Raw genomic sequence first — 14,403 nt, forward strand, 5'->3', positions numbered from 1 at the left:
CTCCTCGGTCGGGGCGGGAGGTGCTCTCGGTCAGGAAGGAACGGACGGTGCGGACACGGTGAGTTCGTGGCCTTCGGGGAGCCGGATGACGAATTCGCTCCGTCCCCAGGGCTGTTGGACCGGCCGGCCGTCGACTCGAGCGCCGGCGTCGACCGCCCTGCGGTGGACGGGCGCAGCGTCGGTGGCCACGTCGAGCCGGAGGCGGACGGCGGCGGGCCGGTGTTCCGCGGCCTCGATCCGGATCCGGGGGCCGGTGCTCCAGGGGCCGAGGACGGCCTCGGCGAGGAACGGCGGGTCGCCGAGGACGAAGGCGCTGCGGGCGCCGAGGGCCGTGCGCAGGAGCGCGAGCGTGGCGGACACGTCCTGCACCGGCAGGTCGGTGACCACGGCCAGGGTCGTCGTGGGCTCCTCCGTCCGGGACCGGCCCAGGACGACCACTTCGTGCGGGCGGTCGCGGTGGGCGTAGTGCTGGGCGAGGCGGCCGCGTTCGGTGAGGCCGATGCGTGCGGCCACGGCGCGGGAGCGGCGGTTGGTGGCCTCGATCCAGGCCTCCACGCGGTCCAGGCCGAGGGGGCCGAGGGCGTGGCCGGCCACGGCCGCGGCGGCCTCCGTCGCATAGCCGTGGCCCCAGGCGTCCTTGCACAACAGCCAGGTGAGTCCCGGTACTTCGATCTCGCCGAGCAGTCCTGCCATGCCCACGGCCTCGCCGTCCGCCGTCCTGACCGTCCACAGCCGGGCGTCCTCCTGGCCGGTGCATTCGGCGAGGTGGCGCGCGGTCTCGGCCGGGTCGGCGCAGGCCGGTCTGTTCCACCACCGCATTACCTCGTGATCGCCATAGGCGCGGTGAAGGGATGCGGCGTCGGCGTCCGGGTCCAGCGGAGTCAGGCGCAGGCGGTCCGTGCGTAAGGTGCCGTCAGTCATGGGCCCGCTCCCCCGCCTTCCAGCCGTCGTCGGTGAGCCGGGCGCGGCTGGCGCTCACATCGGTGACGGTCGCCGAGAGGCTGCCGTCGGCCGGGGCCGCGGCGGGCAGCATGACCTTGCAGCGGCGGGCCCAGCCCGTGCCGGAGGGATCGCGGCGGCCGAGGTAGAGGAACCGCTCGCCGCGCGTGCCGTGCACATACGGCCCGGAGAAGTCGGTGGTCCCGGAGGCGGTGCGCAGGGGGACGTCGAGCTCGTAGCGCGTGGTGGCGCCCGGGCCGGGCCGTCCGGGCAGCAGCGCTCCGGTCTTGTCCTGGAGTCCGCTCTCGCCGCCGTCGCCGGGCAGGTCGGGGGCGGTGAGGAGGATGCGTACGGTCGTGGTCATGGCATCAAGTCGAAGTCGTCGGGGGCGGAGAAGCCGAGTTCGTCGCGGCAGAACCGCTCCCACTCGGGCGTCACGGCGTCGAACACCACGTCCTCGCCGTGCCAGATGAAGCGGGTGACGGTGAGGTCGTGGTGGAGGTACAGCATGCCGTCCTCCCCCTCCTCACCGGGCCAGCCAGGATATGCGGCGAGTTCGGGCTGCGGGTAGGCCCGGCAGTACGGTTCCCAGGTGCGCGGCGGCGGGGGGTTGTGGCCGGCGTCCTCGGCGGCGCGCAGTTCCCGGGCCGCGTCGCGGTGGCCGGCGGCCACGGCGATCTCGTACGGGGTGCGGGCCTCGCGGCCCGTGGCGCCGGGTTCGGCTCCGGCCGCCAGCAGGGCCCGTACGGCCTCGGCGTCGCCCCGGCCCGCTGCCCAGTCCAGGGCGCTCCAGTCGTCGGCGTCCCGGGCCGCCGGGTCGGCGCCGGCGGCGAGCGCGGCGCGCAGGGCCGTCAGGTCACCGTCCCTGGCGGCTTCGGTGAGCGTCGGCCGTCCCGTGCTCTGTGCCATGGCTGCTGCTCCTCATCCCTGTCGTCATTCCGCGTCGTCATTCCGCCGCGGCGAAGTGGACACAGTTCCCGGCGGGGTCGCGGACGGCGAACTCGCGGCCCGCCGGGGAGTCGCCGACCTGTGTCATGGCCGGGCCGGAGGCGTTCGCGTAGTCGGTGGAGACCTCCGCGGCCCATTCCGTGTGCAGGGCGTCGGGGTCCGTGACCTCGATCCAGGCGGAGGTGTTGTCGGCGACGATCTGGTGCTCGGTGCGGCTGATGTAGAGCCGTACGTCCCCCCGGCTCACCCCGGCGAAATCCCCGTCGCCGAAATCCTTCCGGAAGCCGAGTGTGTTCACCCAGAAGGAGACATTCGCCGGGACATCGACGGCGGTCAGGACGGGGACAGCACCCGAGAATTTCGTCACGACGGCACCCTTTCGAGCTTTCGAACTTTCGAGCTTTCAGGATTTCGGAATTTCCGGGGAAATCAATACCCCGCATTGATCAATTTTTTAATCGTAGCACAGGCGTCCCTCCTTCAACTCGACTGAGGACGCGCCGACTTCGCGCAGATGGCGGTGGATCAGACTTGTCGTGTTCGGGTCCGCATAGAGCCTGACCGCATCCTGGTTGATTTCGATCCTGCTGATGCCCTGCTTGTTCATAAAGCCCACCACACGGTCGGCGAAGGAGGCCCGGTCGGCGAGGATCGCGTCGCGCAGTGAGTCGTCGAGTTCGGGATGGGTGACGTCCATGAGGAGCACCACGCGGGGCTCGGTTCCCTCGTGCCGGACCTCGTGTTCGAAGGAGTCGTCGAAGACGAGGCAGCGGCCCTCCTCCCAGTGCAGCCGCTCCTCCCCCACACGCAGGACGGGCCCCTCGGGCACCTTCAGGCCCAGGTGGGCCCGGAGCCGGGTGTTGGTGCCCCCGCAGTGGGGCACGATGTGCGTCCCCGGGTACAGCCAGGAGAGGGTGACAACGCCCGAGCCGGCGTACGAGGCCTCCGGGATCGCCTCGATCACGGCGGCGGTGACCGGGAAGCGGGAGCAGGCGTCGTCGAAGCGCTGGCCGGCCTCGTAGAAGGTGACCTGCTCCCACCGGCCCGCACCCAGCAGCCGTTCCTCGACCGGCAGGAAGCCCTGCCGAGCGGGGTCGGTGACGCGGTCGAGCTCGGCGCGCATGGCCGCGAAGTTCTCCTCCAGGTGAGCGGTGAACCAGAAGGCGGCGGGGTCGTGGACGGGGCGCGGCGGGATCGAGGGCACATAGTGCACGGGCCGCTGTGCCGGGTGGCGCCAGACGCCCTGTTCCACGGCGAGCCTGGCGCACCGGCGCGCGGCGTCGTGGTCGCCCTCCGCCTGCAGAGCATTGATCAACTCACTGTAGTGGGTACGGACTTCGCTGGACCTGCGGGTCATGGGCAGCTCCTCGGGCCGGGATCAGGCGCGTTCGGGGGGCAGACCGTGGGCCATGGTGTGGGCGAGGTGGGTGATGTAGGCACGGTGGATGGTGGCGCGGTCCAGCCGGAGGCTGTACGGGGTCTCGACGAAGCGGCCGCCGCACTGCTCGAGCAGGTCGAACCAGCGGCGGACGTACGGGGTGGCACGGACCTCGGCGAAGTCCAGTCCGGTCAGCCTGCGGAAGCGGGCGAAGTCGACCCCTTCCCTGGTCATCAGAGCGCCGCCGACGGGGGCGGTGAGCCGCTCCGGATCGTCGGCGGTGAAGCGGTGGGCGAAGGTGAACTCGCGCGGGGCGAGCAGGTATCGGGCGTATTTCTCGTTCTCGTTCCACAGCAGGTGGTGGCCGATGACGGACTCGGCTCCGCTGCCGAAGCCGATCTTGTCGCCGGCCAGGTCGTACTTGTAGTTGCCGTCCTGGTCCTCGTGGCACGCGTCGCGCACCCAGTACCCGTGGCAGTACTCGTGGTAGCCGGCCGCGCCCAGGACGTCCATGGCCAGCTCATAGGCGTCGATCATGCTGTGCCGGTCCTGGGCCTCGACGAATTCGCGGTCGAGTTGCATGGCCATGACGGTCTTCGGGGTCGCGCGGTAGGGGTAGACGGAGACGTGCGGAGGGTCGAGTGCGAGGACGGCGCGCAGGGTCTCCTCGAAGGAGGCGGGGTCCTCGCCGGGGAAGCTCGAGATCAGGTCCACGTTGAACTCGTCGATGCCGGCGGCCCGGAGCAGGGGGACGGCGGCCAGGGCCTGTTCGCGCGAGTGGGCGCGGCCGGCCTTGCGCAGCTGGTACGGGTTGAGGGACTGCACGCCGACGCTCATCCGGGAGACGCCGAGGCCGCGCAGGGTCTCGAGGGTGACGGGGTCGAGGTCGTTGGGCGTGGTCTCCACCGACCACTGGCGGAGCGACGACAGGTCGAAGGCGTCGTCCAAAGCACGGTGAACGGCGGTGAGTTCGGCGGGGGTGAGGCGGGTGGGGGTGCCGCCGCCCCAGTACATGACCTCGGGGCGGTAGCCGAGCCGGGTGAGCTGGGGCCCATAGAAGCGGATCTGGTCGCACAGGGCGGTCACATAGGGCGAGCGCTCCTCGGCTCCGCTGCGCAGGCGCCGGACCGGGATGTCGGTGACCCAGTCGCAGAAGTGGCACTTCGACGAGCAGAAGGGGATGTGGATGTAGAGGGCGAGGCGGGGGTCGCGCTCGTCCCCCAGGGCCTCGCGGATAGCGGTAAGCAACTGCCGTGGTCCCATGGGGTGGTTCATCACTCCCCCTCTCCTGCGCGGGACAGCGCGTGGATGCGCCGGATGATGTCGGTGGTCGAGGTGTCGGGGACGCTGGGCAGCAAGTGGACGACGCCGCCCAGACGTTGCACGAGGGGTGCCTCGGGCAGGGTCTCGAGGGTGTAGTCGCCGCCCTTGACGTACACCTCGGGGCGCAGGGTCTCGATGAGGGCGCGGGGGCTGTCGTCGTCGAAGGGCACGACGAAGTCGACGCAGCTCAGGGCGGCGAGGACGCGCATGCGCTCGGCGAGGGGGATGACGGGGCGGCGGGGGCCCTTGAGGCGGCGGACGCTCGCGTCGGTGTTGACGCCGACCACGAGCAGGTCACCCAGCTCCTTGGCCCGGCTCAGGCAGGAGACATGGCCGCCGTGGAGGAGGTCGAAGCAGCCGTTGGTGAAGACGACACGGCCGTCGCGGGTGGCGGGGTCGAGGAGCCTGCCGGGGAGCGAGCCCGGCGTACGGACCTTGTCGGTGCCGCCGAACAGCCGCCGCAGCTCGGCGGCGTCGCAGGTGCCGGTGCCGGGGGTGCCGACGGCGGTACCCGCGGCGGCGGAGGCGAGTTCGGCCGCGACGCCCGAGTCCGCGCCGGCCGTCAGGGCGAGGGTGAGGGCGGCGGTGAAGATGTCGCCCGCGCCGACGGTCGCGGAGGCGAGCGGGGCCCGCCGGCCGCGTGCGAAGGTACGGACCGGTGGCCGGCCGTGCTCGAACAGCATCGAGCCGTCGGCGTCCAGGGTGAGGGCGACCCGTTCGGCTCCCGTCAGCCGCAGCAGTGTGTCGCCGAGGGACGCGGGCCACGGCGTGCCGGGGGCCGGTGCGGTGGTGTCGAGAAGGCGCAGGGCCTCCTGGTAGTTGGGCTTGACGGCGCTGGCGCGCAGCGCGGTGAAGCGTTCGGGCCGCCGGGAGTCGACGACCAGCGTGGGCGGGCCCTGCTCGCGGTGTGCGGCGAGCCACTCGACGCCGGAGGACTGCCAGACGCCGTAGCCGTAGTCGGAGACGATGACCGCGTCGACGGTGGGCAGGAGGGATGCGGCGACCTCGGCGAAGTCAAGGGGGTGAGCGGCGGCGCCTTCGTCGAGGCGGAGCAGCATCTGTCCATCGGCCAGAACCCGGCGTTTGGTGACGGTGGTCCTGCGGGCCTGTACGCGGACGAGGTCCGTACCGACGCCCTCCGCTCGCAGGGCGTCCAACAACCGTCGGCCGCCCGGGTCGTCGCCCACCGCGGAGAGCAGCACCGGCTCGGCGCCGAGCGCGCGCAGGTTGACGGCGACGTTGGCGGCCCCTCCGCACTGGTGGCGTACGGAGGTCAGGGTGACGGCGGGTACGGGCGACTCGCGGCACAGGCCGGAGGTGGCGCCCCGCACATAGGTGTCGAGGATGACATCGCCGATGACGAGGACGCGCAGTCCGGCGATCCGGTCGAGGAGGGCGGAGAGGTCGGTGTGCACGGGCCTCACTCCCCCGCCCGCATCGCGTCGATGCGCTCGGCCATGCCGGCAACGGTCCGGGTCTCCAGCAGGACGCGGAGGGACAACTCGGCGTCGATGAGCTCCTCCACGCTGCTGATGATCCTCATGGCGTGGAGGGAGTTGCCGCCCAGGTCGGTGAAGTCGTCCTGGGGGCCGACCCGTTCGAGGCCGAGGACGTCGGCCCAGATTGCGGCGATCTCCTGCTCGAGAGGGTGGCTCATGTGTGCGCCCCCGTACGGCTGCTGAGGATCCGGCCGGGCAGGACGAGGTAGTCGAGGCGCGAACCCAGCAGGGTACGGATGGCGTCCTCGGGGGTCTCGACGATCGGTTCGCCCTTGGTGTTCAGGCTGGTGTTGAGGACCATCGGTACGCCCGTGCGCTCCTCGAAGGCGCGGATGAGGTCGTGGTAGGCGGGGGTGTCGCGCCGGTCGACGGTCTGGATCCTGGACGTGCCGTCGACGTGGGTGATGGCGGGCACGCCCGGCTTGAGGACGGGTGTGGCCCGCAGCATAAAGGGGCTGTCGGAGAGACCGAACCATTCGGCGGCGCGTTCCTTGAGGACGGACGGCGCGAACGGCCGGAAGTGCTCACGGAACTTCACCTGTGAGTTGAGCCGGTCGCGCATATGCGGGTCGCGGGGGTCGGCGACGATGCTGCGGTGGCCGAGCGCCCGCGGCCCGACCTCGCCGGCGCCGTCGTACCAGCCGATCACGGCTCCCCCGGCGACGAGTTCGGCTGCCTTGTCGATGTAGTCGCCGACCGCCTCGACGGCCAGATCGGCCGCGTGGGCGTCGACGGCCCGGCGGACGGCGTGGTCGGGGTACTCGCGGACGGAGTACATCAGCTCGGCGTTGGTGTGGTGGAGCCTGGGGTTGTCCAGGACGTGGTGCCAGTACCACAGCGCCGCGCCGATGGCGGTGCCGTCGTCGCCGCAGGCGGGGTGGAAGTGCAGGCGCTCGAAGTCAGAGACCTCGAAGGCCAGTTGGGTGGCTATGGCGTTGAGCGCGGTGCCGCCGGAGAGGCAGATGTTCGGCTCGATGCCGTTGCGGGCGCACAGGGGGCCGAGGTCGGCGAGGACGGCCGTCACCTGGCGTTCCAGGCCGAGCTGGATGTAGTGGGCGAGGGTGGCGTTGAGCGGGCGCCCGTCGACCTCCACGATGCGCGGGTGCCGGTCGGCCAGGGCCACGAGGGCGGCGAAGTCGCGGACGGTGTCGGGTACATCCTCGCCGGGGCCGTCCGGCCTGCCGTAGGGGGCGAGGCCCATCACCTTGCCGGCGCCGACGATGCTGGAGCCGAACATCAGGTCGGCGACATAGCAGTAGCCGATGTTGGCGTTGAACCAGGCGTCGAGGTCGCGGCGCAGCGGGTAGAGGCGGCTGCCCTTGCCCGCGAAGGCGCGGCAGCCGGTGGGGTCGATGGCCACGGCCATCGACGAGTCGAAGCCGGAGGTGTAGTAGGCGGTCGCCGCGTGGATGAGGTGGTGGTCGGGGTTGACGGTGCAGGGGATACGGCGGCCCCGGATGCTGACCTCGTCGTTGCGCTGGTTGACCCAGAACTCCGCCCAGGTGTCCTTGAGGTCCGAGCCATGCAGGCGGGCCACGTCAGGGGTGTCCATGTTGTGCAGGTTGCAGAGCATGACGTGGTCGACGTCGGCGAGGACGGCCCCTGCCTGGTCGAGCAGTTCGTCGAGGTCCTCCTCGCGCAGGCCGGGGTGTTTCTTGAGGCGGGAGAGACGCTCGGTGGTGACGTATCCGGCGACCCGTCCCTCCCGTAACAGCACGCCGGAGCCGTCATGGTTGAAGTTGATGGACAGGATGGTCCGCACCGCGGACGGGTCGGCGCTCATGGGGTACTCCTGATCGTCGCGGGGTGGGGCCGCACCGTCCGCAGCCGGTCCCGCACCGCCGACCGGACGCGTTCCACCGGGAGTTCGGCCAGACAGCGCGGGTACGGGCCGGCCGGGCCCCGGTAGGGCAGGACGCAGTCGTGCGCGCACCGCCGGTCGGCGAGGCGGTCCGGCGCGTGGTGCAGTCGCGCGCACGGCCATCGCAGGGAGACGCCGGTGTGGTGCGGGTAGATCCGCGCCCAGAGGTATTCGGTGCCGGTGGGCCCGTACAGGACGACGGTCGGGGTGCGGACGGCGGCGGCGATGTGTGCCGGGGCCGAGTCGTTGCCGACGAGCAGATCGGCGTCGGCCAGGATGCTCACGGCCCGTTCGAGGCCGGCGCCGGCCTCGACGCGGACGACGGCCCGGGGGTGCCGCGCCAGCACGGCATCGCGGAGCAGGCCGAGTTCGGGGCGCTCGGCGGCGTCGCCGAGGAGGCAGAAGGAGGCGGAGTGCTCGGCCGCGAGGAGGGTGCAGAGGCGGGCGTAGTGCTCGTGCGGCCAGCGCCGGTTCCAGTGCGGGGCGCCTCCGGGGTGGACCGCGACCAGCGGGCGGGGCAGGTCTGCCGTGGGGGCCACCGTGCCGTGGCGGCGCGGGAGTTCGGGCAGGACGTCCTCGGGGCGGGGGCGGTCGGGCAGGCCGAGGGCACCCGCCAGGCCGACGGCGTACTCGTACAGGTCCGGGGCGCCCCACAGGGGGCGTGGCAGGCGGATGGGGTGGGTGATGTGCTCGTCGCCGGGCCGGCCCTGCGGGAGGCCGATGCGGTGCGGGATGCCGGCGGCCCGGGCATGGCCGGCGTGCAGGCCGGCGCTGTCCGGGTCGACGACGCAGAGGGCGAAGCCGCGCCCGGCGAGGGTGCGGAGGAAGGCGTCGTCGGGTTCGCCTGGTTCGCCGGGGCAGGTGAGCAGGTTGTCGGCGAGGGTGTGGTCGGTGAGGGTCCGGCCGTGGCGGGAGGCGAGGTCCTCGCCCACGACGAGGGTGAGGACGGCCGCGGGGTGGGCCCGGCGGATCAGGGCGAGGCCGATGTTGCGCTGGAGGAGGTCGCCGAGCCCGGGGGCTCGGAGGTCGGCGAAGACGGCGATGCGGGCGGTGCTCACGCGGGTGCCCTCCCTTCGGTGCGACGGCCTTCGGTGCGACGGCCGGACCCGGTCATACGGTCACGCGCTCCAGGCGGCCCTGGCCCGTGAACGCGGTCAGGTCGATCCGGGCGCGGCACCGGACCGGCTCGAAGTCGAGGGTGAGGTCTCCCGCCAGACGGAGCTCGGCCGCGGTCGTCGTGGTCTCCTCCGGGTCGACGCGCACGCCCAGTTCCGTCCCGCCCCGGGTGGAGGTGAAGCGGACGAAGACATAGCCGCGCTCAACTGCCTGGCGCAGGGCCTCCGCTGTGCGCTCCGGGCGCAGGACGATCTCGACCGGCTGGTCCCCGGCGCACAGCCGGTCCACCAGGCTCGGTTCCTCCTCGGCGGGTTCGGGCGCCGGGGCGGGCTCCGCGTTCTCCGCGGCGCGCATGGCCTCGCGCAGGCTGCGGGGGCGCATATCGGTCCATACCTCATCGATGTGGCGCAGGCACTCGTCCTGGGTCCCGGAGACGCCGATGGCGTGCCAGCCGGCGGGGATCTCCTGTTCGGTGAGCCAGATCGAGTACTGCTCCTCGTCGTTGACGACGACGTGGTAGGTGGACTCGGCGGCGGGTGCGGTCATAGGTGGCTCCTCGGGGTGGCGGTATGGGCGGGCAGGGGGGCGTCCGGGTCGGCGGCTGCGGCCCGGAGCAGGTGGTCCATGCGTTCCAGCAGGTCCGGTGCGGGGCCGTGGCGGGGGTCCGCGTCGAGGACGAGGACGATGTCGTCGCCGAGTTCGCCGAGGGACAGGTCGAGGGCCGTGCCGTCCCAGCGGCTCGCGGGGACGGGTGTGGCGGCGCCGAGCAGGTCGGCCTCGCGGAACAGCTCGATCGACAGGCCCCGTTCGGCCAGGGTGCGTTCGCCGCGGGTGGCGGCGCTGGTCGGCGGGTGACGGCAGAAGCTGAGTGCCACGTTCCAGTGGGCGGCGGTCCTGGGCGGGGTGATGCGGCCCAGGGCGCGACCGAGTTCGACCACTTCGCCGTACGGGAGGTAGTGCACGACGGCGTCGAGGAATCCGGCCTGGGTGCGCAGCAGGACGTCGCGGAAGGAGGGCGCCGTCATGTCGCCGAGGTCGGCCCAGAAGACGAGGCGGTCCGTGAACGGACCTATGGCCGACCCGAGTTGGAGGTGCTCACGCAAGTCCACGATGGTGGCGAAGGCGGTCGGGCCGGTTGCGTCCGGGGCGCGCAGGCACCAGGCGGCCAGGGCCATGACGGGCAGGGAGCCGGCGCCGCCGAGCGGCCCGTCCTGTCCGGTGAGGTCGCGCCAGAGCGCACCGGGGATGCGCAGCCGGTGGGTCTCGGTGGCCCTGCCGCCCCCAACGGCGGCCGACGGGGCGGGCAGGGCGTCCAGGCGGCGGTTCCACCAGCGGCGCCGGGAGTCGCGGGCCCGGTCGGTCAGGGGGTCGAGGTCGAGGAGGGCGGTGACGTCCCGGTACTGCTCGGGCCGGAAACGGCCCGCGTAGGCCTGGCAGACGGCGCCCAGGACGGCGTAGAGGGACTGTGTGTCGAGGAGGAGGGAGTGCGCGGTGAGCGCGAGCACGACCTCGTCGTCATGGAGGCGTACGAGGTGGAAGCGGGCGCGGTGGCCGCAGGGGGCGGGCCGGTCGCGGTCGGCGCGCAGCAGGGCGACGCAGGCGGCATCGCGCCCGGCCGGGGCGACGCCGCGCAGGTCGACGTCGGCGGGGTCGGGGGCGTACGAGCCCATGCCCAGTTCGCCGTCGGTGAGTTCGGCGGCGAGGACGGGCAGGGCGGCGGTGACCTGCCGTACGGCGGCGGTGAGCCGTTCCTCGTCGATGTGCCCGGTGAGTCGCAGGCCCCGCACCTGCACGGCGTCGCGGGCGTACGGCCACAGTCCGCGCTGGACGAAAGTGGCGGTCATGCGCGCACCTCCTCCCAGGTCAGGGGCCGCGCCATGCCGACCACGACGCGGCGTTCGCCGGTGAAGGGCTCCCGGCCGTGCGCGGCAAGGAGGTTGTCGACGAGCAGCACGTCGCCGGTCTGCCACGGGCGGGCCACGCGTTCGGCGGCGTAGGCAGCACGCAGGTGCTCCAGCACGGAGGGTTCGATGGGGCTGCCGTCGCCGTAGTAGGTGTTGCTCGGCAGGTCCCGTTCGGCGAACTGGGCGAGCAGGGCCTCCCGAAACGCGGGCGGATGGCCGGAGATATGGAAGAACGCGGCGTGGTTGAACCACACCCGCTCCCCCGTGACGGGGTGGACGGCGAGGGCGGGGCGGACCTGGGTGGTGCGCAGCCCGCCGTCGGGCTTCCATATGACGTCGATGCCGCGTGCGGCGCAGTACGCGGCGACGGCGGCCTTGTCCGCGGTGCCGAAGGCGTCCTGCCAGCGCACGCCGAGGCCGTCGCCGTAGTTGCGCTGGTAGAGCACCCCGCGCTCGGCGAACGCGGCGACGACGGACGGCTCGAGCCGGGCCAGGACGCGCCGGGTGTCGGCGAGCGGGGTGGCACCTCCGGTACGGGCGGGGGTCAGGCAGCCGAACACGAGCCGTGCGGGGAAACCGAGTTGATACGAGTTCTCGTTGTGCAGGGCGATGGCCTGGTCCGCGGGGTGGTCGGTGGCCGAGTAGAGGCGGTGACCGAGTTCGGTGCGCGGCGTGGAGCGTTCCACGTAAGCCTCGGGCGTCCCCGCGAGCGCCTGCACGGCCTCGCCGAAGGTGTCCAGGCCGGTGCAGGCGCCCCGGAACAGGACGGCGCCGTAGCGGTGCAGCCAGCCGTCGACCGTGTCCGGGTGGGTGCGGGCCCATTCGGCCGGGTCGACGCCCTCGCGGGTGGCGGCGGCCTCCAGCGGCAGCCCGGGGTCGCCCGTGGGTGCCATCCAGGAAGCACTGCGGGCATCGACGGTGCGGCGACGGCCGGCAAGCGGGAAACGGCGGTTCATGGTGCCTCCGTACGGGGCCGGCCGCCGAGGAGGGCGTGGACGAACCGGTGCTGGTCACCGAGGGCGAAGAGGTCCCGCAGCGGGGCGGGGTCCATGGTGCCGACGGGGCACAGGCCGAGTCCGGTCGTGGCGGCGGTCTCCATCAGCAGCTGGGTCATCGCACCGGCCTCGAAGATGGTGAAGTCCCAGGAGAGTTCGGCGTAGAGCGGGGTGATGGCGTCCATCGCGGCGATCAGGTGGAGGGAGAAGGCCGCTTGCTGGAAGACGGCCCGGTTGATCTCGGCGTGGGCGGTGGCGTCCAGAGTGGCGGCGGGGTCGATGCTCACGAGGCGGTTGCGGGCGGGGTGGTGGTAGTAGCTGCCGGCGGGGAGCCCGGTGACGCGGTCGTCACCGTGGACGAGCAGATAGGTCTGCACGGGGTAGGCCGAACCGGCGGATGGATAACCGTACTTGGCCTCGCCGTCCTGACGGAGTTCGCGCAGTGCACCGAGGAGCTGCGCGACTTCGGACAGCGGAACGGGGTCGGGGGCGAAGCGGCGGTGGCTGCGGCGTGCGACGAGCCGGTGGTCGTCGGGGCCGGTCAGGGGGATGCCTTCGGTGTCGTCGTACGCGTGCCGGGTGCCGTGGTGGGCGTCCTTGAACGCTTGGCGAGCACCGATGCCAGTGATCAACGCCGCTTGTGCAGTCGAGCGCTGTCCGCCGAGGTGCTTGCCGACGATCACGGCGACGGAGGGGAAGCCGAGCAGCTCCTCGATATCGGTGTCGATGCCGAGCTCCTCCTCGAGGGCGGTGGCCAGGCGGACGAGCTCCATGGAGGTGGCCCCGGCGTCCAGCAGGTTCATGTGCGGTTCGACAGCGCTGAGTCCGAGGACCCGGCAGGTCACGCGCGTGACCGCGGCGAGCAGTTCGTCCTCGCCGCGCGTGGACGGCGCGGCCGTGGGTGTGGCAGGCGGCGCGGGGACCGTGGCCTCGGCGGCGATACGGTCCCGGTCCACGCGTCCGTCGGAGGTCAGCGGTAGGGCGTCGACGATCTCGATACGGCCGGGCAGGAGATACGGGGACACCTTGCGCCGCAGGTGGGCGAGGAGTTCGTCGGGGCCGGCCGTGGCGCCGGGCTGCAACCGTACGCTCGCCAGGGACTCCTGCCCCTCCCTCACGGGCACGACGACCGCGGAATGTACTGCCTCGTGCAGGGTGAGGGCGGACTCGGTGTCCTGGAGGTTCAGCCGGCGCCCGCGCACGGTGACCTGGGCTCGCTCGTCCCCGACGATATCGATCACGCCCTCGGGCAGCAGCCGGGCGAACTGGCTGCCGCGGACGAGCGTTTCACCGGTCTCGGGGTGGGCGACGGTCTCGTGGCCGCCCTGTTCGGCGGCGACGCCGCCGTGGTGGACGCGGCCGGCGACCCAGACCGGGCAGGGCTTCATGGCCTCGGAGAGGATGTGGACGCGCTGGTTGGGCAGGGGGGCGCCGATGGGCACCGAGCGCCATTCGGCGACGAGTTCACCGACCTCCATACAGGTGGTCCAGGGCCCGGACGGGGTGGCCGCGGCGAGGTGGGCAACAGTCGGCCCGTGCGGAGCGGCCGCGCGCAGCCGGCGGACGAAGGCGGGGTCGAGGCGTTCGCCGCTGAGCAGCAGCAGCCTCAGCGACTCCGGGAGCGTGGCGCCGCGCTCGGCAAGGTGGTCGAGCAGCAGGCCGAGGAGCGCGGGCGGCGAGTTCCAGACGGTGACGCCGTGGGTGCGCAGGGCGTCGTCGAGGGCGCGAGGGGTGCGCAGGTCGATGTCCTGGACGAGGACGACAGCGGCCCCGGCGAGGAGCGGGCCGAACAGGTCGTAGAGGGCGAGGGGAGAGCCGGCGGGCGAGAGGGCGAGCAGCCGGTCGCCGGGGCCGACGGCGAAGGCGCGGTTGACCTCGAGGGCGGCGGTGGCAACGGCCCGGTGACTGACGGCGGTGTCCAGCTCGTAGGCGGGATCGGCCGCGGAGCCCAAGGTCCGGGCAGATGCGAGAGGTTGAGGTCCGTCGACGGGCACGAGCTGCGTGCCGGACGGCCAGTCGATGCGCTCGGCCAGCCAGGACTGGGTGAGGACGGCCGCGGCCTTCGCCCGGTCGACGCGTTCCCAGCGCACGGGCCGGGCCGCGCCGGGGTCGACGGGCAGGCACACGGCACCGGCCCGGAGCGCGGCCAGTGCGCCGACGACCTGTTCCGCGCCGTACTCGACGGCGAGGGCGACGCGGTCGCCGGGGGCGACGCCTGCTGCGGTGAGGCGGGCGGCGACGGCGGCCACACGGGCGTCCAGTTCGGCATGGCTCAGCGTCATGCCCGGGGCGATGAGAGCAGGTTCGGCTGCGTACTGGCGTGCCGCATCCGCCAGTTGGGCGGCGAGGGTGTGCTCGGGCACCGGCGCGGTACGGGCGTTCATCGCCCGCAGCAGCTCGCGCTGGTCGGCGGGGAGCAGCGTCGACATGGGCCGGGCGC

13 protein-coding genes and 1 pseudogene are annotated in these 14,403 nt (G+C 72.7%); all 14 read right to left on the reverse strand.

The window, feature by feature from the left end:
* Positions 1 to 30: 30 nt before the first annotated feature.
* Positions 31 to 921: a GNAT family N-acetyltransferase gene (locus ACIHFE_RS25200; protein ID WP_400109872.1), complete on the reverse strand. Its 891-nt coding sequence runs from the start codon at positions 919 to 921 to the stop codon at positions 31 to 33.
* Positions 914 to 1,303 (reverse strand): DUF5990 family protein, encoded by a 390-nt coding sequence (locus ACIHFE_RS25205; protein ID WP_400109874.1) that lies wholly within the window; start codon positions 1,301 to 1,303, stop codon positions 914 to 916. Before ACIHFE_RS25205 ends, ACIHFE_RS25200 begins: the two co-directional genes overlap by 8 nt.
* Entirely contained in the window at positions 1,300 to 1,848 is a 549-nt protein-coding gene (locus ACIHFE_RS25210) for an ankyrin repeat domain-containing protein (RefSeq protein ID WP_400109875.1), read from the reverse strand. The genes ACIHFE_RS25205 and ACIHFE_RS25210 overlap by 4 nt, the downstream gene beginning before the upstream one ends.
* A 37-nt stretch (positions 1,849 to 1,885) precedes the next feature.
* Positions 1,886 to 2,254, reverse strand: coding sequence for a bleomycin resistance protein (locus tag ACIHFE_RS25215; RefSeq protein WP_400109877.1), 369 nt, complete (start codon positions 2,252 to 2,254; stop codon positions 1,886 to 1,888).
* Positions 2,255 to 2,341: 87 nt separating this feature from the next.
* Positions 2,342 to 3,244 carry an aspartyl/asparaginyl beta-hydroxylase domain-containing protein gene (locus tag ACIHFE_RS25220; RefSeq protein WP_400109879.1) on the reverse strand — a complete coding sequence of 301 codons (903 nt, stop codon included), beginning with the start codon at positions 3,242 to 3,244 and terminating at the stop codon, positions 2,342 to 2,344.
* A gap of 21 nt (positions 3,245 to 3,265) precedes the next feature.
* Positions 3,266 to 4,540 (reverse strand): coproporphyrinogen-III oxidase family protein, encoded by a 1,275-nt coding sequence (locus ACIHFE_RS25225; RefSeq protein WP_400109881.1) that lies wholly within the window; start codon positions 4,538 to 4,540, stop codon positions 3,266 to 3,268.
* Positions 4,540 to 6,003, reverse strand: a complete 1,464-nt coding sequence (gene rfaE2 / locus ACIHFE_RS25230; protein ID WP_400109882.1) for a D-glycero-beta-D-manno-heptose 1-phosphate adenylyltransferase — start codon at positions 6,001 to 6,003, stop codon at positions 4,540 to 4,542. Before rfaE2 ends, ACIHFE_RS25225 begins: the two co-directional genes overlap by 1 nt.
* A gap of 5 nt (positions 6,004 to 6,008) precedes the next feature.
* Positions 6,009 to 6,245: a phosphopantetheine-binding protein gene (locus tag ACIHFE_RS25235; RefSeq protein WP_400109884.1), complete on the reverse strand. Its 237-nt coding sequence runs from the start codon at positions 6,243 to 6,245 to the stop codon at positions 6,009 to 6,011.
* Positions 6,242 to 7,870 (reverse strand): carbamoyltransferase C-terminal domain-containing protein, encoded by a 1,629-nt coding sequence (locus ACIHFE_RS25240; RefSeq protein WP_400109886.1) that lies wholly within the window; start codon positions 7,868 to 7,870, stop codon positions 6,242 to 6,244. Before ACIHFE_RS25240 ends, ACIHFE_RS25235 begins: the two co-directional genes overlap by 4 nt.
* Positions 7,867 to 9,006, reverse strand: coding sequence for a glycosyltransferase family 9 protein (locus ACIHFE_RS25245; protein WP_400109887.1), 1,140 nt, complete (start codon positions 9,004 to 9,006; stop codon positions 7,867 to 7,869). Before ACIHFE_RS25245 ends, ACIHFE_RS25240 begins: the two co-directional genes overlap by 4 nt.
* A 400-nt stretch (positions 9,007 to 9,406) precedes the next feature.
* Positions 9,407 to 9,610 (reverse strand): annotated as a pseudogene (locus ACIHFE_RS25250) (MbtH family protein); the annotation flags it as partial.
* On the reverse strand, positions 9,607 to 10,908 hold the full coding sequence (locus tag ACIHFE_RS25255; protein ID WP_400109889.1) for a hypothetical protein: 1,302 nt from the start codon (positions 10,906 to 10,908) through the stop codon (positions 9,607 to 9,609). The gene ACIHFE_RS25255 and the pseudogene ACIHFE_RS25250, both read right to left, overlap by 4 nt.
* Complete coding sequence (locus ACIHFE_RS25260) at positions 10,905 to 11,924, reverse strand: TauD/TfdA family dioxygenase (protein WP_400109891.1); 1,020 nt, start codon at positions 11,922 to 11,924, stop codon at positions 10,905 to 10,907. Before ACIHFE_RS25260 ends, ACIHFE_RS25255 begins: the two co-directional genes overlap by 4 nt.
* On the reverse strand, positions 11,921 to 14,392 hold the full coding sequence (locus ACIHFE_RS25265) for an AMP-binding protein (protein ID WP_400109893.1): 2,472 nt from the start codon (positions 14,390 to 14,392) through the stop codon (positions 11,921 to 11,923). Before ACIHFE_RS25265 ends, ACIHFE_RS25260 begins: the two co-directional genes overlap by 4 nt.
* Between the last annotated feature and the right edge of the window lie 11 nt (positions 14,393 to 14,403).

The organism is Streptomyces sp. NPDC052396 (genome assembly GCF_044593195.1).
Taxonomy (GTDB): Bacteria; Actinomycetota; Actinomycetes; order Streptomycetales; family Streptomycetaceae; genus Streptomyces.

Bases quoted from the DNA above. Each gene is read 5' to 3' on its own strand.
- ACIHFE_RS25235 (WP_400109884.1), bottom strand. From the start codon at position 6,245: ATGAGCCACCCTCTCGAGCAGGAGATCGCCGCAATCTGGGCCGACGTC.
- ACIHFE_RS25210 (WP_400109875.1), bottom strand. From the start codon at position 1,848: ATGGCACAGAGCACGGGACGGCCGACGCTCACCGAAGCCGCCAGGGAC.
- ACIHFE_RS25260 (WP_400109891.1), bottom strand. From the start codon at position 11,924: ATGAACCGCCGTTTCCCGCTTGCCGGCCGTCGCCGCACCGTCGATGCC.
- ACIHFE_RS25205 (WP_400109874.1), bottom strand. From the start codon at position 1,303: ATGACCACGACCGTACGCATCCTCCTCACCGCCCCCGACCTGCCCGGC.
- ACIHFE_RS25255 (WP_400109889.1), bottom strand. From the start codon at position 10,908: ATGACCGCCACTTTCGTCCAGCGCGGACTGTGGCCGTACGCCCGCGAC.
- ACIHFE_RS25225 (WP_400109881.1), bottom strand. From the start codon at position 4,540: ATGAACCACCCCATGGGACCACGGCAGTTGCTTACCGCTATCCGCGAG.
- ACIHFE_RS25200 (WP_400109872.1), bottom strand. From the start codon at position 921: ATGACTGACGGCACCTTACGCACGGACCGCCTGCGCCTGACTCCGCTG.
- ACIHFE_RS25220 (WP_400109879.1), bottom strand. From the start codon at position 3,244: ATGACCCGCAGGTCCAGCGAAGTCCGTACCCACTACAGTGAGTTGATC.
- ACIHFE_RS25240 (WP_400109886.1), bottom strand. From the start codon at position 7,870: ATGAGCGCCGACCCGTCCGCGGTGCGGACCATCCTGTCCATCAACTTC.
- ACIHFE_RS25265 (WP_400109893.1), bottom strand. From the start codon at position 14,392: ATGTCGACGCTGCTCCCCGCCGACCAGCGCGAGCTGCTGCGGGCGATG.